Source organism: Klebsiella sp. JN_Kp121 (genome assembly GCF_040062145.1).
Lineage (GTDB): Bacteria > Pseudomonadota > Gammaproteobacteria > Enterobacterales > Enterobacteriaceae > Klebsiella > Klebsiella aerogenes.
On sequence record NZ_JBEAHX010000034.1, the window covers coordinates 103,608 to 125,203 of the forward strand.

23 protein-coding genes are annotated in these 21,596 nt (G+C 56.2%); 9 read left to right on the plus strand and 14 right to left on the minus strand.

The features are described 5' to 3' along the window. Positions 1 to 43 precede the first annotated feature (43 nt). From yrbN to mtr, 3 genes are all read left to right on the plus strand, one after another. The gene (yrbN, locus tag ABLU86_RS22315; RefSeq protein WP_086538083.1) at positions 44 to 124 is read left to right on the plus strand and encodes a protein YrbN; all 81 of its coding nucleotides are present in this window, start codon (positions 44 to 46) and stop codon (positions 122 to 124) included. Then, positions 117 to 2,051, plus strand: a complete 1,935-nt coding sequence (locus ABLU86_RS22320) for a DEAD/DEAH family ATP-dependent RNA helicase (protein ID WP_015369531.1) — start codon at positions 117 to 119, stop codon at positions 2,049 to 2,051. The genes yrbN and ABLU86_RS22320 overlap by 8 nt, the downstream gene beginning before the upstream one ends. A 144-nt stretch (positions 2,052 to 2,195) precedes the next feature. Next, complete coding sequence (gene mtr, locus ABLU86_RS22325; protein WP_015369532.1) at positions 2,196 to 3,440, plus strand: tryptophan permease; 1,245 nt, start codon at positions 2,196 to 2,198, stop codon at positions 3,438 to 3,440. A gap of 44 nt (positions 3,441 to 3,484) precedes the next feature. On the opposite strand, the gene ABLU86_RS22330 is transcribed toward mtr, so the two are convergent. The 3 genes from ABLU86_RS22330 to ABLU86_RS22340 form a co-directional block, all read right to left on the minus strand. Beyond that, on the minus strand, positions 3,485 to 4,492 hold the full coding sequence (locus ABLU86_RS22330) for a luciferase-like monooxygenase (protein ID WP_348796369.1): 1,008 nt from the start codon (positions 4,490 to 4,492) through the stop codon (positions 3,485 to 3,487). Positions 4,493 to 4,580: 88 nt separating this feature from the next. Then, entirely contained in the window at positions 4,581 to 5,459 is an 879-nt protein-coding gene (locus tag ABLU86_RS22335; RefSeq protein WP_048229796.1) for a U32 family peptidase, read from the minus strand. A 5-nt stretch (positions 5,460 to 5,464) separates the two neighbouring features. Continuing rightward, on the minus strand, positions 5,465 to 6,460 hold the full coding sequence (locus tag ABLU86_RS22340) for a peptidase U32 family protein (protein WP_004206164.1): 996 nt from the start codon (positions 6,458 to 6,460) through the stop codon (positions 5,465 to 5,467). Between the two features lie 221 nt (positions 6,461 to 6,681). Between ABLU86_RS22340 and ABLU86_RS22345 the strand changes: the two genes are divergently transcribed. Together ABLU86_RS22345 and ABLU86_RS22350 are read left to right on the plus strand one after the other, a co-directional pair. After that, positions 6,682 to 7,206, plus strand: a complete 525-nt coding sequence (locus ABLU86_RS22345; protein WP_126028324.1) for an SCP2 domain-containing protein — start codon at positions 6,682 to 6,684, stop codon at positions 7,204 to 7,206. After that, the gene (locus ABLU86_RS22350; protein ID WP_015703593.1) at positions 7,200 to 7,703 is read left to right on the plus strand and encodes an N-acetyltransferase; all 504 of its coding nucleotides are present in this window, start codon (positions 7,200 to 7,202) and stop codon (positions 7,701 to 7,703) included. Before ABLU86_RS22345 ends, ABLU86_RS22350 begins: the two co-directional genes overlap by 7 nt. Here ABLU86_RS22350 and ABLU86_RS22355 read toward each other — a convergent pair. Then, positions 7,690 to 7,980 carry a GIY-YIG nuclease family protein gene (locus tag ABLU86_RS22355; RefSeq protein ID WP_026612209.1) on the minus strand — a complete coding sequence of 97 codons (291 nt, stop codon included), beginning with the start codon at positions 7,978 to 7,980 and terminating at the stop codon, positions 7,690 to 7,692. The two genes, ABLU86_RS22350 and ABLU86_RS22355, sit on opposite strands and share 14 nt — an antisense overlap. A 49-nt stretch (positions 7,981 to 8,029) precedes the next feature. Here ABLU86_RS22355 and ABLU86_RS22360 point away from each other — a divergent pair, with 49 nt between their 5' ends. Next, positions 8,030 to 8,473 (plus strand): YhbP family protein, encoded by a 444-nt coding sequence (locus tag ABLU86_RS22360; protein ID WP_046883736.1) that lies wholly within the window; start codon positions 8,030 to 8,032, stop codon positions 8,471 to 8,473. Here ABLU86_RS22360 and ABLU86_RS22365 read toward each other — a convergent pair. Next, positions 8,453 to 8,971 carry a type 1 glutamine amidotransferase domain-containing protein gene (locus tag ABLU86_RS22365; protein ID WP_015703592.1) on the minus strand — a complete coding sequence of 173 codons (519 nt, stop codon included), beginning with the start codon at positions 8,969 to 8,971 and terminating at the stop codon, positions 8,453 to 8,455. The two genes, ABLU86_RS22360 and ABLU86_RS22365, sit on opposite strands and share 21 nt — an antisense overlap. A gap of 128 nt (positions 8,972 to 9,099) precedes the next feature. Between ABLU86_RS22365 and ABLU86_RS22370 the strand changes: the two genes are divergently transcribed. Both ABLU86_RS22370 and ABLU86_RS22375 read left to right on the plus strand, forming a co-directional pair. Then, the gene (locus ABLU86_RS22370; RefSeq protein ID WP_348796370.1) at positions 9,100 to 9,747 is read left to right on the plus strand and encodes an NAD(P)H-binding protein; all 648 of its coding nucleotides are present in this window, start codon (positions 9,100 to 9,102) and stop codon (positions 9,745 to 9,747) included. 72 nt (positions 9,748 to 9,819) lie between these two features. After that, entirely contained in the window at positions 9,820 to 10,863 is a 1,044-nt protein-coding gene (locus ABLU86_RS22375; protein ID WP_032715887.1) for a permease, read from the plus strand. A gap of 267 nt (positions 10,864 to 11,130) precedes the next feature. On the opposite strand, the gene dolP is transcribed toward ABLU86_RS22375, so the two are convergent. From dolP to ABLU86_RS22395, 4 genes are read right to left on the minus strand one after another with little or no spacing between them, the layout of a single operon-like run. Further along, on the minus strand, positions 11,131 to 11,706 hold the full coding sequence (gene dolP / locus ABLU86_RS22380; RefSeq protein ID WP_015369543.1) for a division/outer membrane stress-associated lipid-binding lipoprotein: 576 nt from the start codon (positions 11,704 to 11,706) through the stop codon (positions 11,131 to 11,133). Positions 11,707 to 11,715: 9 nt separating this feature from the next. Beyond that, on the minus strand, positions 11,716 to 12,306 hold the full coding sequence (gene diaA / locus ABLU86_RS22385) for a DnaA initiator-associating protein DiaA (protein WP_015369544.1): 591 nt from the start codon (positions 12,304 to 12,306) through the stop codon (positions 11,716 to 11,718). Positions 12,307 to 12,331: 25 nt separating this feature from the next. After that, positions 12,332 to 12,718, minus strand: a complete 387-nt coding sequence (locus ABLU86_RS22390; RefSeq protein WP_015369545.1) for a YraN family protein — start codon at positions 12,716 to 12,718, stop codon at positions 12,332 to 12,334. Next, positions 12,676 to 14,778, minus strand: a complete 2,103-nt coding sequence (locus ABLU86_RS22395; protein WP_032712579.1) for a penicillin-binding protein activator — start codon at positions 14,776 to 14,778, stop codon at positions 12,676 to 12,678. Before ABLU86_RS22395 ends, ABLU86_RS22390 begins: the two co-directional genes overlap by 43 nt. 63 nt (positions 14,779 to 14,841) lie before the next feature. On the opposite strand from ABLU86_RS22395, the gene rsmI reads away from it, so the two are divergent. After that, a complete protein-coding gene (gene rsmI / locus ABLU86_RS22400; RefSeq protein WP_015703587.1) occupies positions 14,842 to 15,702 on the plus strand; it encodes a 16S rRNA (cytidine(1402)-2'-O)-methyltransferase in 861 nt (286 codons plus the stop codon). Positions 15,703 to 15,735: 33 nt separating this feature from the next. Here rsmI and ABLU86_RS22405 read toward each other — a convergent pair whose 3' ends face one another. The 5 genes from ABLU86_RS22405 to agaF form a co-directional block, all read right to left on the minus strand. Beyond that, positions 15,736 to 17,625 carry an enterotoxin gene (locus tag ABLU86_RS22405; protein WP_163374334.1) on the minus strand — a complete coding sequence of 630 codons (1,890 nt, stop codon included), beginning with the start codon at positions 17,623 to 17,625 and terminating at the stop codon, positions 15,736 to 15,738. Positions 17,626 to 17,707: 82 nt separating this feature from the next. Continuing rightward, positions 17,708 to 18,580: a tagatose-bisphosphate aldolase subunit KbaY gene (kbaY, locus tag ABLU86_RS22410; RefSeq protein WP_015369549.1), complete on the minus strand. Its 873-nt coding sequence runs from the start codon at positions 18,578 to 18,580 to the stop codon at positions 17,708 to 17,710. Positions 18,581 to 18,592: 12 nt separating this feature from the next. Then, a complete protein-coding gene (locus ABLU86_RS22415) occupies positions 18,593 to 19,747 on the minus strand; it encodes an SIS domain-containing protein (RefSeq protein WP_015369550.1) in 1,155 nt (384 codons plus the stop codon). 281 nt (positions 19,748 to 20,028) lie between these two features. Then, a complete protein-coding gene (gene nagA, locus ABLU86_RS22420; protein ID WP_015369551.1) occupies positions 20,029 to 21,162 on the minus strand; it encodes an N-acetylglucosamine-6-phosphate deacetylase in 1,134 nt (377 codons plus the stop codon). Then, on the minus strand, positions 21,159 to 21,593 hold the full coding sequence (gene agaF, locus ABLU86_RS22425) for a PTS galactosamine/N-acetylgalactosamine transporter subunit IIA (protein ID WP_015369552.1): 435 nt from the start codon (positions 21,591 to 21,593) through the stop codon (positions 21,159 to 21,161). Before agaF ends, nagA begins: the two co-directional genes overlap by 4 nt. Positions 21,594 to 21,596 lie beyond the last annotated feature (3 nt).

Consider the following 21,596-nt stretch of genomic DNA (forward strand, 5'->3'; position numbering starts at 1 on the left):
TTGTTCGTTAATACACCTACTTTGAGCCGGTTCACACTTTTCAATGAAAATTACTCTAAATTTTCACGATGAGTTATGTAGACTGGCCGCCATTAATTTTGAGGCACACGTACTACATGGCTGAATTCGAAACCACTTTTGCAGATCTGGGCCTGAAGGCTCCTATCCTTGAAGCGCTTAACGATCTGGGTTACGAAAAACCATCTCCGATCCAGGCTGAGTGCATTCCGCATCTGCTGGACGGCCGCGACGTTCTGGGTATGGCCCAGACCGGTAGCGGTAAGACCGCAGCGTTCTCTTTACCGCTGCTGAACAACATCGATCCTGAGCTGAGAGCACCACAGATTCTGGTGCTGGCGCCGACCCGCGAACTGGCGGTACAGGTTGCTGAAGCAATGACGGAATTCTCTAAACATATGCGCGGCGTAAACGTGGTTGCCCTGTACGGCGGCCAGCGTTATGACGTGCAGCTGCGCGCCCTGCGTCAGGGGCCGCAGATCGTTGTCGGTACCCCGGGTCGTCTGCTGGACCACCTGAAGCGCGGTACGCTGGATCTCTCTAAACTGAGCGGCCTGGTACTGGACGAAGCAGATGAAATGCTGCGCATGGGCTTTATCGAAGACGTAGAAACTATCATGGCGCAGATCCCGGAAGGTCATCAGACCGCTCTGTTCTCCGCCACGATGCCGGAAGCGATTCGTCGCATTACCCGCCGCTTCATGAAAGAGCCGCAGGAAGTGCGCATTCAGTCCAGCGTCACCACGCGCCCGGACATCAGCCAGAGCTACTGGACTGCTTACGGCATGCGTAAAAACGAAGCGCTGGTGCGTTTCCTGGAAGCGGAAGACTTTGATGCGGCGATTATCTTCGTGCGTACCAAAAACGCGACCCTGGAAGTGGCAGAAGCGCTGGAGCGTAGCGGCTATAACAGCGCCGCGCTGAACGGCGATATGAACCAGGCGCTGCGTGAGCAGACTCTGGAGCGCCTGAAAGACGGTCGTCTGGATATTTTGATCGCCACCGACGTTGCGGCCCGTGGCCTGGACGTTGAGCGTATCAGCCTGGTTGTTAACTATGACATCCCGATGGATTCCGAATCTTACGTTCACCGTATCGGCCGTACCGGTCGTGCGGGTCGTGCGGGTCGCGCGCTGCTGTTCGTTGAGAACCGTGAGCGTCGCCTGCTGCGTAACATCGAACGTACGATGAAGTTGACGATCCCTGAAGTAGAACTGCCGAACGCAGAACTGCTGGGCAAACGTCGTCTGGAGAAATTCGCCGCTAAAGTTCAGCAGCAGCTGGAAAGCAGCGATCTGGACCAGTACCGTGCGCTGCTGGCTAAAATCCAGCCGACCGCGGAAGGCGAAGAGCTGGACGTGGAAACGCTGGCCGCTGCGCTGCTGAAAATGGCCCAGGGCGAACGTTCTCTGATCGTTCCGCCGGATGCGCCGATGCGTCCGCGTCGTGAATTCCGCGATCGTGATGACCGTTTCGAACGTCGTGGCGACCGTAATGACCGCGGCCCGCGCGGCGATCGTGAAGATCGTCCGAAGCGTGAGCGTCGTGACGTGGGTGAAATGGAACTGTACCGCATTGAAGTGGGCCGTGATGACGGCGTTGAAGTTCGTCATATCGTTGGCGCGATCGCTAACGAAGGCGACATCAGCAGCCGCTACATCGGCAACATCAAGCTGTTCGGTTCTCACTCTACCATCGAACTGCCGAAAGGTATGCCGGGCGAAGTGCTGCAGCACTTTACTCGTACCCGCATCCTGAACAAGCCGATGAACATGCAGCTGCTGGGCGATGCGCAGCCGCGCACCGAACGTCGTGGCGGCGGCGAGCGTCGTGAAGGCGGTCGTGGCTTCGGCGGCGAGCGTCGTGAAGGCGGTCGTAGCTTCGGTGGCGAACGTCGTGAAGGCGGTCGTGGTGAAGGTCGTCGTTTCAGCGGCGAACGTCGTGAAGGCGGCCGCGCGCCGCGTCGTGACGATGCTTCCGCGCCGCGCCGTGATGATTCCGCGGGTCGTCGTCGTTTCGGTGGCGATGCGTAATAAGCGCAATCCGTTAGCGTAAAGTAAATAATACAGCCCCGATCGTCATGATTGGGGCTTTTTTTATTTCTTTTGTACTCGTGTACTGGTACAGTGCGTCATGCTCAACGTGAGCGAAGTATTTTCGACTGGAGATTTCGGCAAATGGCGACACTAACCACTACGGCCACCCGACCGTCTTTATTTGGCGGCGTGGTGATTATCGGCGGCACAATTATTGGCGCGGGCATGTTCTCGCTGCCGGTGGTCATGTCCGGCGCGTGGTTTTTCTGGTCGCTGGCGGCGCTGGTTTTTACCTGGTTCTGCATGCTGCACTCCGGTTTGATGATTCTGGAAGCCAACCTTAACTACCGGATTGGCTCCAGCTTCGACACCATTACCAAAGACCTGCTCGGCAAAGGCTGGAACCTGGTGAACGGCGTGTCGATCGCCTTTGTGCTGTATATCCTGACCTACGCCTATATTTCGGCGAGCGGTTCGATCCTGCACCACACCTTCAGTGAAATGTCGCTGAACGTACCGGCGCGCGCGGCGGGCTTCGGCTTTGCACTGCTGGTGGCCTTTATCGTCTGGATGAGCACGAAAGCGGTGAGCCGCATGACGGCTATCGTACTGGGCGCTAAGGTGATTACCTTCTTCCTGACCTTCGGCAGCCTGCTGGGGCACGTTGAGCCGACGACGCTGTTTAACGTCGTGGAGAAGAATGCCTCCTATGCGCCATACCTGCTGATGACGCTGCCGTTCTGCCTGGCCTCGTTTGGCTATCACGGTAACGTGCCGAGCCTGATGAAATATTATGGTAAGGATCCGCGCACCATTACCCGCTGTCTGATTTACGGTACGCTGCTGGCGCTGGGTCTGTATGTGGTCTGGCTGCTGGTGACGATGGGGAATATCCCTCGTCCGCAGTTTATCGGTATCGCCCAGAAGGGCGGCAACATTGATGTGCTGGTGCAGGCGCTGAGCGGCGTGCTGAATAGCCGCGGTCTGGATCTACTGCTGGTGGTGTTCTCCAACTTTGCCGTCGCCAGTTCCTTCCTCGGCGTGACGCTGGGGCTGTTCGATTATCTCGCGGATCTGTTTGGCTTTGACGATAGCGCGATGGGACGCTTTAAAACCGCGCTGTTGACCTTTATCCCGCCGATGATCGGTGGGCTGGTGAAACCAGATGGTTTCCTTTACGCCATCGGCTATGCCGGCTTGGCGGCGACGGTATGGGCGGCGATTGTGCCGGCGCTGCTGGCTCGCGCTTCGCGTAAACGCTTCGGTAGCCCACAGTTCCGCGTTTGGGGCGGAAAACCGATGATTGCGCTGATCCTGCTGTTCGGGCTCGGCAACGCGGTGGTGCATTTCCTGTCGAGCTTTAATCTGTTGCCGGTTTATCAATAACCGCATTGCCCGGTGGCGTGGCGCGCACCGGGCTTACCACGTCACTAACCTAACAATTCCTCTTTCACCTGCATCGCTAAATCAAACGAATGCAGGCGCGCCTGGTGGTCGAAGATCTGGCCGTTGACCATGATTTCGTCTGCTTCCGTTTCGCGAAGAATCGACGCTAACCCATGGCGAACTTTAGTCTTATCGCCAACCAGCGACATGCTCAATGCCTGCTGTACACCATACTGCTCGGACGCTGACCACAGTTGATGCATATTTTCCACCGGCGGCGGCAACTGCCCGGTTTCACCGCGGCGCAGCTTAACGAAGGCCTGCTGCATCGAGGTAAAGAGGAACTCCGCATCGCGATTACTATCGGCGGCGATAATATTGATACATACCATCGCGTACGGTTTTTCCAGCCGCGCCGAAGGTTTGAAGTTGCTGCGGTACAGATGCAGCGCCTGGAATAGCATGTCCGGCGCGAAGTGAGAGGCGAAGGCAAACGGCAGACCAAGCTGCGCCGCCAGCTGCGCGCTGTACAGGCTTGAGCCCAGCAGCCACACCGGAATTCGTTCGCCATAGCCGGGAACCGGGCGCACCTGCGGATTAGCCTCGCGGGCGTCAAACCAGTCCACCAACTCCGCCACATCGCGCGGGAAGTTATCGACATCACCGCTCATATGGCGACGCAGCGCGCGCATGGTCGGCTGATCGCTGCCCGGCGCGCGGCCAAGGCCGAGATCGGTACGTCCGGGATACAGCGTATTCAGGGTGCCGAACTGTTCGGCGATCACCAGCGGCGAATGGTTTGGCAACATTACGCCTCCGGATCCCAGATGCAGGGTGGTGGTATTGGCGGCAAGATAGCCAATCAACACCGAGGTCGCCGCGCTGGCAATGCCCACCATATTATGATGCTCCGCCAGCCAGTAACGGTGGTAGCCGCGGGATTCCGCCAGTTGGGCGAGAGCAAGAGAATGGGAAAAGGCTTCTTTAGCAGAAGATCCCTGCGGGATCGGCGCCAGATCGAGCACCGAGAACGGAATGGTTTTATCAGTCATAACAGCTCACTTTGTCGACGGTGAATCTTTTAATAGTGCATTAAAAATTAATAACCGTTGTTAACAAAGTGAGCTTTTACACTTCACCTTACGCCTGCAGCTCCAGCCCGGCCAGCCGTTTCCAGTAGCCGTTGCAATCGCTGTTAGCGGTGAGATCCAGCGGCGCAGCGCCATTTTCGTTGGCGCGGAAGGCGTCGAGCATGGCGAAGGTCTCGCTGCCCATCGGCGACAGGCGCACCATATCCACCAGACCGTGCATCGAGGTTAACTCGTTGCCAAGGTTATAGACGTAGCCGCTCATCGTCTGAATGCCGTTAAGCACAAACACCTGCTGGTTCTCCTGCGACAGCATGCTGCGCCCGGTTGGGTACTTGATGCAGCAGGTTTCGCATTCGTCTTTTGGCCGGTCTTCCGAGCGGGCGGTAAAGCAGCGCGCGGAATAGGCCAGCGGCAGATGGCCGTAGCTCAACACTTCGACTTCAAACTGGTTGCGAATACCCAGCTCTTCGCACTGGGTCAGTAAATTAGCCAGCCAGTCGCGGGAAAGCTCCACCGGCATGCACCAGCGCGTCATACCCTGCTTCAGCAGCAGGCGCAGGGTGACGGCGTTGTAGCAGTTCAGCGCATGACCGGCGACGAAGGGTAGCTTGCGTTCGGCACAGAGATTGACCACGCCGAGGTCGCTGGCTTCAATCAGGAATTCGCCGTTCTCGACATAGCGCTTCAGCTCGCCCAGTTCGGATGAGGCCTGCACCAGCGCGAGGGTGGAGAGCACCACCTGCTTGCCGCTACCGGCCAGCGCTTTCGCCATTTCGATCCAATCGCCGACTTTGGTCGCGCGGCGTTTGCTGCATACCGCTTCGCCCAGATAAATGGTGTCAGCGCTACAGTTTGCCGCCTGCTGGTAAAAATCTGCCAGCGTCTCTTTTGGCCAGTAGTACAGCACCGGCCCTAATGAATATTTCATGTTTCTCACTGCCATTTACGGTGATAGGCGCCAAGGGTGGTTTGCGTTCCTTCGGACATCGAACCAAGGGTTTCCATCCATGCAGATTGCGGCACGAAGTTCTGCGGATCGGCTTTACAGCGATCGATCGCCTGACGCCAGACTTTCGCTACCTGGGTGACGTATGCCGGGCTGCGCTGGCGGCCTTCAATTTTTACCGAAGCGATATTGGCGGCCATCAGTTCTGGCAACAGTTCCAGGGTGTTGAGGCTGGTGGGTTCTTCCAGCGCGTGGTAGCGCTCGCCGTCGACCAGGTAGCGGCCTTTGCACAGCGTCGGATAACCGGCATTCTCGCCATCCTGATAGCGATCGATCAGCACTTCGTTAAGGCGTGACTCCAGCCCCTGCGGCGTTTGCTGCCAACGGACGAAGCGCGCAGGCGAACAGGCGCCGACGGTATTTGGCGATTCGCCGGTGAGATACGACGAGAGATAGCAGCGGCCTTCCGCCATGATGCATAAGCTACCGAAGGCGAAGACTTCCAGTGGAACCGGCGTGGCGCGCGCTAACTGTTTCACCTGGTGAATGGATAACACCCGCGGTAGTACGACGCGGGCGACGTCAAAGTTGCGGTGATAAAAACGTATCGCCTCTTCGTTAGTGGCGGACGCCTGCACTGAAACGTGACGTTCAATGTGCGGATAGCGTTCCGCAGCGTACTCCAGCATGGCGATATCGGCGAGGATGAGCGCGTCGGCGCCCAATTGCGCGGCCATATCCACAGCACGCTGCCAACGGGCATAACCGTCGGGATGGGCGAAGGTGTTAATCGCGATATGTAGCTTGCGGCGATGCTGGTGCACAAAGCTGACGGCTTCCTGTAATTTCTTTTCGGTGAAATTAAGGCCGGCAAAGTGGCGGGCATTGGTGTCATCTTTCAGCCCGATATAGACGGCATCGGCGCCGTTTTCGATGGCCGCCTTAAGTGCCGGGAGGTTACCGGCGGGGCAGAGCAGCTCCATAATTTTTCCTGAAAAACGCGGCCGGTCAGGGACGCAAAATGGTTAACGAGCTGGGATTTTAGTTAACCTTCTGGTGACAATTTTTGATTTGAGGCAGTTAAAAGCGTATTGGTGGGCTCAATAGCTGGCGGCCATCATCGCGATTTTGTTGATTTACGCCGCTATGTCGTTTATTTGATATGGCACAATAGCGAAACTATTGCATGCATGGAGTGAAGCTTGTGTTGGATGATCTGCGTTCCCGGCTGGTCCGTTTTGGCCCGTCTTTAATGAGCGTGCCGGTTAAGCTGGCGCCTTTTGCCCTCAAGCGCCAGGTGCTGGAACAAGTATTGAGCTGGCAATTTCGCCAGGCGCTGGCGGATGGAGAACTGGAGTTTCTCGAAGGTCGCTGGTTAAGTATTAATGTGCGCGATATTGGCCTGCTGTGGTATACCTCGGTAGTCGACGGTCGCCTGGTGGTCAGCCAGCAGGCTGACGCCGACGTCAGCTTTAGCGCCGACGCCAGCGATCTGTTGATGATTGCCGCGCGTAAACAGGATCCGGATACGCTATTCTTCCAGCGTCGTCTGGTGATTGAAGGTGATACCGAGCTGGGTCTATACGTGAAGAACCTGATGGATGCCATCGAGCTGGAGCAGATGCCGAAAGCACTGCGCGTCATGCTGCTGCAGATGGCGGATTTTGTCGAAGCAGGCCTGAAGAGCCCGCAGAAACCTGAACAGACATCGGTAGGTGAGGCATGCTGATTCGAGTGGAAATTGGGATTGATGCGCCGGGTATCGACGCGCTGCTGCGCCGTACGTTCGGCAGCGACGCGGAAGCGAAGCTGGTGCACGATCTGCGTGAAGATGGTTTGATCACGCTGGGCTTAGTCGCCACTGACGATGAAGGCCAGGTGGTGGGCTACGTCGCCTTCAGCCCGGTCACCGTCGAAGGCGAAGAGCTGCAGTGGGTCGGTCTGGCGCCATTGGCGGTAGATGAAAGCTATCGCGGCCAGGGTATTGGCCGACAGCTGGTCTACGAAGGGCTGGATTCATTAAATGAGTTTGGCTACGCCGCGGTGGTCACGCTGGGTGAACCGGCGCTGTATGGCCGTTTGGGCTTTGAACCCGCCGCCGCGTTCGATTTACGCTGCCGTTGGCCGGATACCGCTGAAGCCTTCCAGGTGCACCGTCTGGCGGATGACGCGCTGCAGGGCGTACACGGTCTGGTTGAGTACAGCGATCATTTCAATCGCTTCTGAGCCCCTCCAGCAGGGTCTCGAACGAACCATCCCCGGCAACGAGGCGCTCTTTCTGGCGCTTCGTTAGCTGCTTGATGCGATACTCCAGCCGCAGAGCGAGTGAGTGGTCACCAACTTTCTGACTAAACGCCAGCGCCAGTTCGCCTTTGCCGCGCAGCGCTTTCGCTCCTTTGCCTTCCTGATGCTGAAGAAAGCGGCGCGGAACATCGGTGGTGATGCCGGTATACAGGCGGTTATCAGCGGTTCGAATAAGATAGAGAAACCAGCACACGGTAATAACGTCAGTCTGTTAGGGTGTGTGCACCATAGCATAATGGAGAATAAAGATGGATACGCTTGCCGCGATTAGCCGCTGGCTGGGTAAACAGCACGTCATCACCTGGTGCGTCGCGCGTGATGACGAGCTGTGGTGCGCCAATGCGTTTTATGTTTACGACCCGGATAACGTCGCCTTTTATCTGCTGAGCGACGAAAAAACCCGTCACGGCCAGATGACCGGCGAAGGCGCGAAGGTTGCCGGGACGGTTAACGGCCAGCCAAAGACCGTTGCCTTGATCCGCGGCGTGCAGTTTAAGGGTGAGATCCGCCGCCTTCACGGTGACGAAGAGGCTGAGATGCGCAAGCGCTACGTCAAGCGCTTCCCGGTTGCCCGCATGTTGTCGGCGCCGGTGTGGGAGATCCGTCCCGACGAGCTTAAATTTACCGACAACACGCTGGGTTTTGGCAAAAAGCTATATTGGCTGCGCGACTCAAGCCCCGAGCAGGCGTAGCGCCTCGCGATTGAACGCCGGCAGATCGTCTGGGGTTCGGCTGGTGACTAACTGATCGTTATCAAGCACCACTTCCTGATCGTAAAACTCACCGCCGGCGTTTTTTACGTCGACCACGATAGGTTTAACCGCCGTGAGTTTACGCCCGCGAATGACATCTGCGCTGATGAGTAGCTGCGGGCCGTGGCAGATGGCAAAGACCGGCTTACCGCTATTCACGAAGTCGCGAGTAAAAGTGACGAAGCGCTCATCCCCCCGCAACTGGTCCGGTGAATAGCCGCCTGGCAGCAACAACGCGTCAAACTGCGCCGGCGTCACGTCATCTATTGCTTTGTCGATCGCCACTTCAGCCTCGCCTTGTTTCCCTTTTACCGTTTTTCCTGCCTGTTTCTCAATCGTCACGACCTGATGCCCGGCAAGTTTAAAGGCCTCGGCAGGTGAGGTGAATTCAGAATCTTCGAAGTCGTCGGTGATTAGTACGGCAATCTTTTTACTCATTCTTCCTCCGATCTTTTGGCAGTGAATGAGGCATTTCCATGATGATGGTGGATACTTACCTCGTAAGCTATTAAGCCTGGAACATGTGGGGCAAAGTGCAAGGCAGACAATTCCGCAAAGGAGATTCGATGAGTCAGGTATTATTAACCGGCGCGACTGGTTTAGTTGGTGGGCACTTACTTCGCCTGCTACAGAGTGAGCCGGGCATTAGCGCGATTACTGCGCCAACGCGCCGTCCGCTTGCTGTGGCGGAGGGGGTATTCAATCCACACGATTCGCAGTTGACCGATGCACTGGCGCAGGTGGTTGATCCTGTCGATATCGTATTCTGCTGCCTGGGCACCACGCGCCGGGAAGCGGGGAGTAAAGAAGCGTTTGTGCATGCTGACTATACGCTGGTGGTAGATACGGCGCTGGCCGGGAAGCGACTCGGAGCGCAACATATGCTGGTGGTCAGCGCGATGGGCGCCAATGCGCATTCGCCCTTCTTCTATAACCGCGTGAAAGGAGAAATGGAAGAGGCGCTGATGGCGCAGGAGTGGCCGCGGCTGACCATTGCCCGTCCTTCGATGTTGCTGGGGGATCGGGAGCATAAACGCGCCAATGAAACGCTCTTTGCACCGCTATTTCGTTTTCTGCCTGGAGACTGGAAAGCTATTCAGGCCCGCGATGTAGCGACTGCTCTGCTCGCGGAGGCGCTGGCGCCGAGCCATGAAGGCGTCCAGATCCTGACCTCGTCTCAGCTACGGGAGCGCGCTGCCCGGCAGGCGGATTAACCATTTTCAAATTTGGACGGCAGGCGTAGTATTCACCTCCTTATTTGTTATCACTTCTCCCTGGGGAATGCTATGGCTGGTCAGTCTTCATCTCAGGCGGCATCACCATTTCAATGGTGGAAACCCGCGCTGTTCTTTCTCGTCGTTATCGTTGGTCTGTGGTACGTCAAATGGCAGCCGTATTACGGTAAAGCCTTTACGGCCGCGGAAACCCACAGTATCGGTAAATCTATTCTCGCGCAGGCTGATGTAAACCCGTTGCAGGCGGCATGGGATTACGCGATGGTTTATTTCCTCGCGGTCTGGAAAGCGGCGGTGCTCGGCGTGCTGCTTGGTTCGCTTATTCAGGTGTTGATCCCACGCGACTGGCTGCAGAGGACGCTTGGGCAATCTCGTTTTCAGGGCACGCTGCTGGGAGCGATTTTTTCGCTGCCGGGGATGATGTGTACCTGCTGCGCCGCGCCGGTCGCCGCCGGTATGCGTAAACAGCAGGTGTCGATGGGCGGAGCGCTGGCGTTCTGGATGGGCAACCCGCTGCTGAACCCGGCAACGCTGGTCTTTATGGGTTTCGTGCTCGGCTGGCAGTTTGCTCTGATCCGGCTGGTGGCCGGACTGGCGACGGTGCTGGTGGTGGCGACGCTGGTGCAAAAATGGGTAAAAGAGGCGGCGACGCAGCCGGTAGCGGCAGAAGACGTTAGCCAATTGAAGCGCGATGAGGGCAGTTTTATCAGCCGCTGGCTACGCGCGCTGTGGTCGCTGTTCTGGAGTACGATCCCGGTTTACATCCTCGCGGTGCTGGTACTGGGCGCGGCGCGGGTCTGGCTGTTCCCGCACGCCGAGGGCGCGGTCGATAACACGCTGTTCTGGGTGATCGCAATGGCGATAGCCGGTTGCCTGTTCGTTATCCCGACGGCGGCGGAAATCCCGATTGTGCAGACGATGCTGCTGGCTGGAATGGGCACCGCGCCGGCGCTGGCGCTGCTGATTACGTTGCCGGCGGTGAGCGTGCCGTCGCTGGTTATGTTGCGTAAGGCGTTTCCGGCTAAAGCGCTGTGGCTAACCGGTGGGCTGGTGGCGTTATGCGGGGCGATCGTCGGCGCGCTGGCGCTGGTGTAATTTATCCGGAGCGGGGCTGTGGCCCCGGCGCCGGATTTTGCACCGGGTGGCGGCTACGCCTTACCCGGCCTACGGTTCGTGCGGCCTGTCGTTAATTTATACTGCCAGTGCTGGTGGCCTCAAAATCCCCCCGGTGGCGCTGCCGCTTACCGGGGCTACAGCGCTTTGCGATTTGGTAGCCCGGAGAAGGCGCAACGCGCCGCGTCCGGGAAAACCCCTTAAAAAAGTTGCCAACCGATAACAGTATCTACAACGGATACAGGGCGTTTATTTAATATAGGTAAACGCGGTGGTGACGCGGCTCACGCCGCTAACCCGGCTGGCGATATCCGCCGCCGCGCGGCCTTCGCGGTCGGTGACCAGGCCCATCAGGAACACTTCGCTATTTTCGGTCGTCACTTTCACATTCGAAGACTTAACCTGATCGCTGCCCAGCAGTTGGGAACGAACTTTGGTGGTGATCCAGGTATCCGACGATGCGGTGCCTAAGCCAATCGGCTGGCCTTGACGCACTTCATTGAAGACTTCGGTAGTCCCTTCAACCCCCATCGCGATTTGTTTGGCGCGTGAGGAGAGATCGGCGGTCGGCGACTGGCCGGTCAGCAGGACTTTGCCCTGATAAGCGGTGACGTTAATACGCGCTTCTTTCTTAATCTGTTCATCTTTCCCTAAGGCGCTGTTAACGCGTAGCTCCAGGGTGCTGTCATCAACCTGCGTACCGACCGTACGTGGGTCCGTTGCCGCTTTGGTGCCGACGGCTGCCGTACCGACTACCGCTGCGGCGACGCAGCCCTGTAGCAGTAGCGCAGAAAGCAGGATGGCGAGGGGCGAGAGAGCCTTCATGTGTTCTCCTTATTCGTCCTGGTGTGGAAAAAGCGTGTTATCAATCAAATCGCACAGACAATTGACGGTGAGCATGTGCATTTCCTGGATCCGCGCGCTGCGGTGTGAAGGAATGCGGATTTCAACGTCCTGCTGACCTAACAGGCCAGCCAGCTCGCCGCCGTCGTAACCGGTTAACGCCACGATAGTCATATCGCGGGTGACCGCCGCTTCCACGGCTTTCACGATATCCCGGCTATTGCCGCGCGTAGAAATCGCCAGCAGTACGTCGCCGGCGTGTCCCAGCGCGCGCACCTGTTTAGCATAGATTTCATCATGCAGGCGATCGTTGGCGATTGCGGTTAAGACCACATTATCGGTATTTAGTGCAATGGCGGGTAAACCAGGGCGCTCTGTTTCGAAACGATTGATCATGCTGGCAGCAAAATGCTGTGCGTTGGCGGCGGAGGTGCCATTACCACAACAGAGGATTTTGTTGCCGTTAAGCAGCGACTGAACGAGCGTCATAGCCGCGCGCGAGATGGCGTCCGGGAGCGCTTCCGCGGCGGCGATTTGGGTTTGAATGCTTTCGGTAAAGCAGGCTTTAATTCTGTCGAGCACGGGATCCCTTAAATCTGATAATACGCTATTCGCCAAAGGCGTTTTTCAGCCATTGGATGTCGTTGCCGGTGAAGGCTACCACATCGAAACGGCAATCCACAGTATCAAAACTCCCATTCTGCCGGGAGAGCCACAGGCGAGCGGCCTTGAGAAGGCGTTGTTGCTTTTGCGGCGTGACGCTGGCGGCGGCATCGCCGTAGCTGGCGCTGCGCCGGTAGCGCACTTCGACGAACACGATAACCGCGCCGTCGCGCATAATAAGGTCGATCTCGCCGCCGCGCTCGCGGGCGTTGGCGGCGATAAAACGCAGTCCATGCCGTTCTAACCACCGACGCGCCTGGCTTTCCCAGGCGTCGCCGGTCTGTTTACTTAGTTGGCTGCGACGATTTGCCCCTGTTGGTACTTGAGCCATGATAACTTCCTGTTAATCACGCAGTCCGGCGTAGCCGTCAGATCGCCCGTATTGCCGTTCAGCTCGTAACCTGGGCTCTGGCGCATTTGCGCGAAATGATTCGCCAGCGACCAGGCATCGGCGCCCATTGCGTACAGCCGCGCCAGCGAGTAGTCGTTACGCACGGCGGAGAGCGCCTGCTGCATCAGCGCCGGGTTACTGCCCGCCAGCATCGGGATTTCGCTATATTGCAGGCCTTCCATCTCCAGACGGAAATCCGGGCCGGAGGTGCCTTGGGCGCTACGGGAGCTGGCGTACAGGGTGACGTTGCTCTGGCTGCCGTTGCGCATCGCGATCAGCGGCTTGATATAACCAATTTGTTCCGGGGTGGCGACGATATAGGCGGCATCGATGCTGCCGCCGCTGCTGACCGGAACGTCGCTTGGGCTGCCGAGCGAGCTATCTACAGATGAGGGCAGCGTCGATACCGGGCTGCCGGTCAGCGAGATGCCGCCGCCGTTGACGCCGGATTTCAGCTCCGCCGTCGATCCCAGACGCTGCTGCAGCACCGTACCGCCGCCCAGCTTCAGCCACTCGTCGGCGAAAGCGCTGACCACGCGGTCGCCAAGCGCGCCGCGCGGCACCAACAGTAACGGCGTTTGTTTGCCCTGATCATGAATATGACGCGCCGCGTCGCGGGCTTCATCTTCCGGGGAGAGCGCGAAGTAGCACAGGTTCGGGCGGTTCTCGACTTTACCCGGCTGGTTAAGGGCCAGCACGTTCAGCGAGGTGTTGCTTTTCATCACCTCTTCGACGTTTTCTTTCAGCAGCGGGCCAACCACGATGGTGGCGCCGTCCTGCTGTACCTGCGCCAGAAGCTGGCTCATCGGCTGGCTGGTGGTATCGTAAATTTTCAGCTCAGCAGCAGGATTGGTGGTCGCTACCTCGGGCTGCGGCTGCGCGGCTGGCGCGTTCACCGGTTGTGCTGCCGGTTGTGCTGCCGGCGTTGCGGCAACCGGGGCGGGTAGCGGAGCGGCTGCTGGTTTTGCGGCAGGCGCGGCCTGCGTTTCCGCTGGCGCCTGCACCGGATCGGCCTGGCTGCCGGTGGCGGTGAGATCGCCGACTTCCGCCTGCGAAGGGCTCACCACATCATTATTGCCGGCAACATTCGCCGCCTGGGCGACCTGCGCCGGCACTGCGCTGCCCTGGACCGCTGGGGCGCCATTCTTCGCCGCTTCAAAACCCTGCTGGATAGTGCGGCCGAAAATCGCCGCCTGGCCGTTCAGAGGCAGCAGCAGGGCGATTTTATTGGTCGAGGCCGGTTTATAGTTTTGCATATTCACCAGTGCAGTGGGCAGCATCTGCGCCCCCGGGTTCTGCGGATAACGGATTTGCCAGTCTTTGACGCCCGCTTTCAGCATTGCCGGATCGTTGCGGTTGTCGAACCACATCCGCTGCAGATCCAACCAGCCCTGCAGCACGTTTTCGTCGGCATTAATCACCAGCGCGTTGGCCTGCTGCGGAGTCATCGCCGTCAGCGCTTTCCACGTGGCGTCGATATTTTGTTGTTTTTGCTTCGCCTGGCTTAGTAGGGGCTGCTGGGCAATCAGCGCGCGCAGCAGGGACAGAGAGGGCTGCCCCTGGCTGGCGTCAATTTGCGCCTGCCAGTAGCGCGGCTGCTGATTTTTCTCAAAACTGAGAGGATCGAGTTTGCTCAGCAATGCCTTCGCGCCCTGGTAATCGCCTTGCGCCAGTTTGACTTCCACCGCCAGCAGCGACTGTTCGCGGGCTTGCGTGCTGTTCAGGTTCGACGGCAGTTGGTTGTACAGGTCGATAGCCTGCTGCTTCTTACCTTCCTGCAGCAGTGCACGAATGGCGAGTAATTGCCAGTTGGTCTTGCTATCATTCGTGCTTTGCTGCATCTGCTGTAGGTAGAAACTGGAGTTGGCCTGCGACGTACCCTGCATAAACGCCGTGCTTTGATCCTGCGTGTGGGTGCCGCAGCCAGCAAAAAGAAGAGTCGCCAGCAATACGGGCAGACAGCGCGCGGGCTTAGAACGAAGAAATGTTGACGGTACCATATGTATCCAGTGATATTTTTTTGGCTCAATGCTCAATATTAAATCGGCAATACGGACGAGACAATGAAACAACACGAATCAGCGGATAATTCTCAGGGGCAACTGTACATTGTGCCCACTCCGATAGGGAATCTGTCTGATATCACGCAGCGCGCACTGGAAGTGTTGCAAGCTGTTGATTTAATTGCTGCTGAGGATACCCGCCACACCGGTTTGCTGCTGCAGCATTTTGCGATTAACGCCCGTTTATTTGCCCTTCACGACCATAACGAGCAGCAAAAGGCCGAAACACTTTTAGCGAAATTAAAAGAGGGGCAGAACATCGCGCTGGTGTCCGATGCCGGCACGCCGCTGATTAACGATCCCGGCTACCATCTGGTGCGCACCTGCCGTGAAGCCAATATCCGCGTTGTGCCGCTACCGGGCCCATGTGCCGCGATTGCCGCTCTGAGCGCCGCCGGTTTGCCGTCCGATCGTTTCTGCTACGAAGGTTTCCTGCCGGCGAAATCGAAAGGCCGCCGCGATACCCTGAAGGCGCTGGAAGAAGAACCGCGCACTCTCATCTTCTATGAGTCAACGCACCGCCTGGTGGAGAGTCTGGAAGATATATGCGCGGTTTTGGGCGAATCCCGCTACGTGGTGTTGGCGCGCGAGCTGACCAAAACCTGGGAGTCTATCCACGGCGCGCCGATTGGCGAGCTGGTGGCATGGGTGAAGGAAGACGAAAATCGCCGCAAAGGTGAGATGGTGCTGATCGTCGAAGGTTTTAAGGCCCAGGAAGAGGCGCTGCCGGCAGCCGCGCTGCGGACTCTGGCGTTGCTACAGGCGGAACTGCCGCTGAAGAAAGCCGCCGCGCTGGCCGCGGAAATCCACGGCGTGAAAAAGAATGCGCTGTATAAATACGCGCTGGAGCAGCAGGGATAATCACTGCGCCCGGGGGTAACCGGGCGCGGCTGGCTATTTTACCGGCGTCGCTTCGAAAACCAGCGTTTGTAAGGGTTGTAGCGTAACAATAGCCGCTTGCTGATAGTCAGCAGGGAATGTCGCGTTACTGCCGTAAACGCTTTTTAACGTAAAGCGCGACGTCTCTCCCTGCGGTATCTCGAAGGCTTTAGCGAGATCGAGATAAAATTGCTGTGGTTTATCTGATGGGTTACGCAGGCCTAATATCGCCTTATCTTTATTCCATGAGGCCCAGCCGTAAACTTCCAGTGCGGTAGGATCGCCGCCGACCCAATGGGTATCCACCAGCACGTCGGCATTTGCCCTCGACCATTTTGCCGCCTGCGCCAGGGTGTCCCACTTCACTTTGTTAAGTAGCGACGGCGTGATGTACAGCTCCTGTAATTGCGTACCTGTCGCGAAATAGCTCCAGACCTGATCGGCAAAATCGCTATCGGTTTGCGGTTTTTCCAGCCCGTAATAGGCATTTTCAGCACTGACAATACCATGATACATCAGTGAGTTAAGCGGGAAGAGCGGCCCTTTACGCACAATCGAACGATAAGTCTCGGCATCCCGATAAGTCATCCATTGCTGTACCGGCGTCCCCGGCCCGTAAAGATTGATATCGTCGCCCTGGCGCCATATCGCGTCGGCATAAAAAAGCCAGGAAGGACTGGCATTGGTCCCGGTGGTTAAATTAATAAATTGGTCGGGATTGGCGCTGCGCATGTTATGCAGTAAGGCAATCGATGCATCAAAATCGGAAGCAAACTGGCTACCCGGAATATGTGAATTCGCGTTGCCCATACCATCAAGCTTAAAAGAGGTAATATGTTCGTCTTTAATCAGCTTAATAATCTGTTGATTGAAGTTATTGAAATAGTGTCGCCCGGATAGGGCGAATTTGCCATCAACCGTTTCAAAACCATACTCTTTGGCGTGAGAGACGCGGATATCTCTGGGCTTATTATAACCACCCCATGGTGAAAGCCACAGCCCCACTGAACTTTGCATGCTGGCTGCTTTTTCCCGAACCTTACTGAACCCCTGGCTGAAAGCGGGGCCGAAGAGCCATCTGCCAGTACGATCGTCCCAACCATCATCCAGAAGAAAGGCATCTAATGTGACGCCGCGTCCGGTGATAAATTCCTTATTCCACTCATCCATCCGGCGTAGAACATCCTGCTCGCTATAGGTGGTGAAGAAGCCGATATCCATCCAGCTGTTATAGTGCAGATAGGGTTTATAGGGGCGGGGACGCACGGCATTAATAAAGAGGTTTACGCTGCGACGAAGCTGATTGGTTTCTGGAAAGGTGCCGAAGTAGGCCGTATAGCTGAGCGGTGTGGCAGGGTCGATAGCGGTTTTTAATTCTACATTCAGATTCGTGGTTGCCTCATAAGCCCAGGTATTTACGATAGGTTTACCGGGTAGTATAAAAAAGGAATCAGCAACGATCGGTGAACTATTAATAGCGCCATCGACATAGGGTGCCTGAGATTGTTTTTTAGTTGGGAAAAAGGTTATTTTCGCTACGTCTCTCGATTGGCCCACCGCTGCGATAGTGTAATCAATACTCGCGTAGTTTCCCTTTATCAGGTTCATCTTAACCGTGACATTAAAATCCGGGCGGGTGTAATCGATGACAATAGAATCATTATGTTTCTCGACATGCTTTATTTTAAAATCAGCGGTGTGGATGATGGTTTCATCAGGTAGTGTGAGAAAAAACAGTTCTTGCGGTGAAAGTTGATGGGCGGATTTTTCATCTTTTACCTTCGCGGAGGAATCCGCATCGTTAAATGAAAGCGCCATCGACGCGTTATTTAATGTGTATTCAGCGGCGGCGGCGCCTTGAGAAATCAGCAGGGCCAGTAACGAAACAGTGAGCGCTTTTTTCATAAGAGAGATCCTTGTTGTCGTTCTATCAGAGGTCAATAACGTTAGCCCTATCGGGCTAACGCGTTTTAATATCGTATGATGTTCAGGCTTCTGCGGCCTGTAATAGTCGGTTAGCGGAACCGCACACGTTAATTTTACTTTTCACGATTTCTTTCATCGCATCCATGCCAACACGCATGTAATAACGCGGATCGTTCCCTTGCGGGTTTTCAGCAAACCATGTTTTCACCGCGGCGGCGAACGCGATTTTGAGTTCTGTAGCGACATTGACCTTGCAAATTCCCAGTGTGATAGCGCGGCGGACATAGTCATCCGGTACATCGCTTGCGCCATGCAGCACCAGGGGGACATCAACCACTTCCCGAATTTCTGCCAGCCGTTGGAAATCGATTTTAGGCGTTTTTTGATATAGCCCATGAGCGGTACCGATCGCCACGGCGAGGCTGTCGATACCGGTCAATTCGACAAAGCGTTCCGCCTCTTGCGGGTCTGTGAGAAATGCGCTTTCCGCATCAACGTTAAGATCGTCTTCCATCCCGCCAAGCCGTCCCAGTTCTGCCTCAACGCTGCAATCCAGCGCGTGGCAATAATCGACGACCGATTTCACCAGCTTCACATTCTCTGCAAACGGAAAATGGCTGCCATCGATCATCGCGCTGCGGACCCCGGCATTAACCTTACGACGAATATCCGCCAGCGATTCATGATGGTCGAGATGTAGCGCAATTGGCATCGCGTAGGTGGCGGAGTAGGCATGGCAGAGCGCGTAAATTTCCTCCAGCGCGATATGCTTAAAGGTTCCCGGCGTGCCGGCAAGGATCACCGGCGATCGCATTTCACTGCATGCTTCCAGGATCGCCTGGATCGTCTCGGCGTTATGAATGTTAAATGCAGGAACCGCATAACCTTTACACTGGGCATCCTGCAGAAGATATTTGGTGGAAATAATGCTCATGGCGCGCTCCTTTTAAGCCTGCCAGGGATGAATAACAACACCTTGTACGACGCGATTAACGGTACCGCTGGCGGAAGGCGTATCCGGGGTGTTACCCACGGCGAGAGATTGGTTAAGCGCGAAGATCTGGGCATACATCAGGAAGCAGAAAGCCAGTTCGACATCGCTGAAACGGCGTGATGGCGGGATGATGATATGCGGGCCTGCCTCGATAACAGGATCGGTTCCTGCGGCGATGGCCACTATCCGCATGGCCTGGCGATCGCGACGCAACTCAGCGAGAAGATCCAGATCGTACTGGCGGGTATAAGGGTGGTTGGAGATAAACATCACCACCAATGTTTCGTTATTCACCAGTGATTTAGGGCCGTGACGGAAGCCGGTAGGCGAGTCATAAAACGCGGTTAGCTTACCTGCCGTGAGCTCAAGTACTTTCAGGGCGGATTCGCGCGCAGCGCCCTGTAGCCCGCCACTACCGAGGTAAACGATCCTTTTCCACGCTTCGTTGCCGAAAACCCCAGCGTTAACATCGAGCAGCGAGTTAAGAATCGTCTGGCAGCAGTCAGCGACATCGCTGAATGTATGGCTATTAATGAGGTTGGGTGCGAACACTGCAAGGCAGCTGGCCATCATGGTGGTAATACTGCTGGTCATCGCAAAGCCGCGATCGTGAGTTTCTGGCGGCATTAATAGCGGCAGAGCGTTGTCGCTATCCAACGCGGTTTGATACAGGCTACCTGCTTCGTTGCAGGTAATGGGTAAGTGATAACACTCTGTAACAAACTGATTCGCCAATTTCACTGCGGCCACGCTCTCCGGGCTATTACCTGAACGGGCGAATGAGACCAGCAGCAGTGGATGAGCGGGATCCAGATAATCCATCGGATTGGTCACCAGATCGGTAGTTGGAACGGCGCTAAAATTTTTACCGCTATGACGGGATAACCATGGCGCAATGATGTCGCCAATAAATGCTGAAGTTCCAGCACCGGTAAGGACGATACGGAGATCGTTTTTTCGTAGTAGCGGCGTGAGAAAGCCGTCAATCTCCGCTCGTAAACGATCGATATGCTTTAAAGATTGGATCCAGCTGCCTGGTTGCTGGCGGATCTCTTCTTCGGTCCAGGTACCAGTGGTTGATGGCGCAGGGGTGTATCTTTCTGACATAACGCAATCCTTATGGTGATGATTTCCGCTTTCGGTGTGGGCTAATGCAGGCCTTTCGTTTCGTTTCACTTTGACTTGCTTTTAATGTGTTAAAATTTACACGAAAGAAATCGAAAGCTCAATAATGTAATTAACAATAAAACGAAAATAGCGATGCTTTGGCGTTATTTTTTACGTAATAAATTGAAATTATATGGTTTTTATTTGGATGTGCCGTGAACTAAAAAGAAAGGAAAAGAAAGGTCTGCAGGTAAGCTGCAGACCAGAAGAGATAAGTGGACTTAAAGCGAAAACGCTTCGCCACGGATCCAAATGTTTTCCACCCGCAGCTCGTTATCAACTGCAATCATGTCGGCCATTTTTCCCGGCTGTAACGATCCTAATTGCCGATCCAGCCCTAATAGACGCGCCGGGTGTAGAGAAGCCATATGTATAGCCCGTTCAGCCGTCATCCCGGGTAATGAACTGATGGTGCGCACGGCGGAATCCAGTGACAGGGTACTCCCCGCCAGGCTACCGCTGAGGGTACGAACGATCCCATCACGCATTTCTACCCTTTCGCCACATAAGGTGTAATTACCGTCAGGCATACCCGCCGCCTGCATAGCGTCGGTTATCAGCACGATACGATCTCCAGCGCAACGGCAACATAGCTGCATTGCCGCAGGATGTACGTGATGACCGTCGGCAATAAGTTCAAGCCAGGCGCGGTTATCGGTTAATCCAGCGCCGACCATGCCAGGTTCGCGATGATGTAAACCGCTCATGCCGTTGTAACAATGCACCAGGCCATCTGCACCGGCATCGAAGGCGGAACAGGTTTGTTCCCAGGTTGCCGCACTATGCCCCAGCATCACCCGCACGCCTTGCCGTTTGAGATGACGGATCGCCTGCAGTGCCCCCTCTTTTTCCGGGGCAAGGGCGACGACGCGTAGCGTCTCGCGAGAAACCGCAATCAACCGATCGAATTCGGCAAGATCCAGTTCTCTGAACCATTGTGCCGGATGGGCGCCTTTATGCGGCGGCGTGAAGTAGGGGCCTTCAAGATAGCTGCCAAGAATTTGCGCTCCCGGACCGCCTGCGTGAACGCGTCGCGCAATACGTTCCAGCGCCGCATGGATTTCCGCTAAAGGCGCGGTGACGGTGGTCGGCAACCAGTTGGCGACCCCCTCACGCGCTTTATGTTTCGCAAGGAGGTCTAACGTATCCGGTGCGTCATCCATGACATCTACGCCTGCGCCGCCGTGGACATGAATATCGATATATGCGGGACACAGCAGCTCGGCGTCGCGAGTGAGAACACCCGCGGGGATCGGCTCCAGCGCCACGATAACGTCATTTTCAAACCGTAGCTGATGGTCATCAAGCCAGCCTTGCTCTGTGAGTAAGCGCCTGGCGCGCAGTATGCGGCTCATATACCTTCCTCAACAGCATGATCTTCCCGGCAGCGTCCCAGCTCATCGACCAGACATGTTAACCCGCGATGACCGCATTCCAGTGCCTGAAGACGAAAGGCTTCGCTGGTTAATCCTTCTCGTTCCAGCACCATCTCTAGCAGTAGCTGCAGGTTAGTGCCGGTAATGACTTCTCGTCCGCGTTTTTGCATCGCCAGCGTGGAGGCGACGCGAAATGGCGTGCCGCCAAGTAAATCAGTCAGAAAAACAATATCTTCTTCGCCATCCAGCTCGTTTACCGCCTGCTCCAGCTGTGCGGTCAGCAGGGCGGTCGTGGAGGATTCAGGAAAATCTATCGCAATGAATTGCGACTGTTCGCCAAGGATCTGTTTCATTGCCTTTTCCATGCCGCTGGCAAATCCGCCATGCCCGGTCAAAATGATTCCTAACATCGA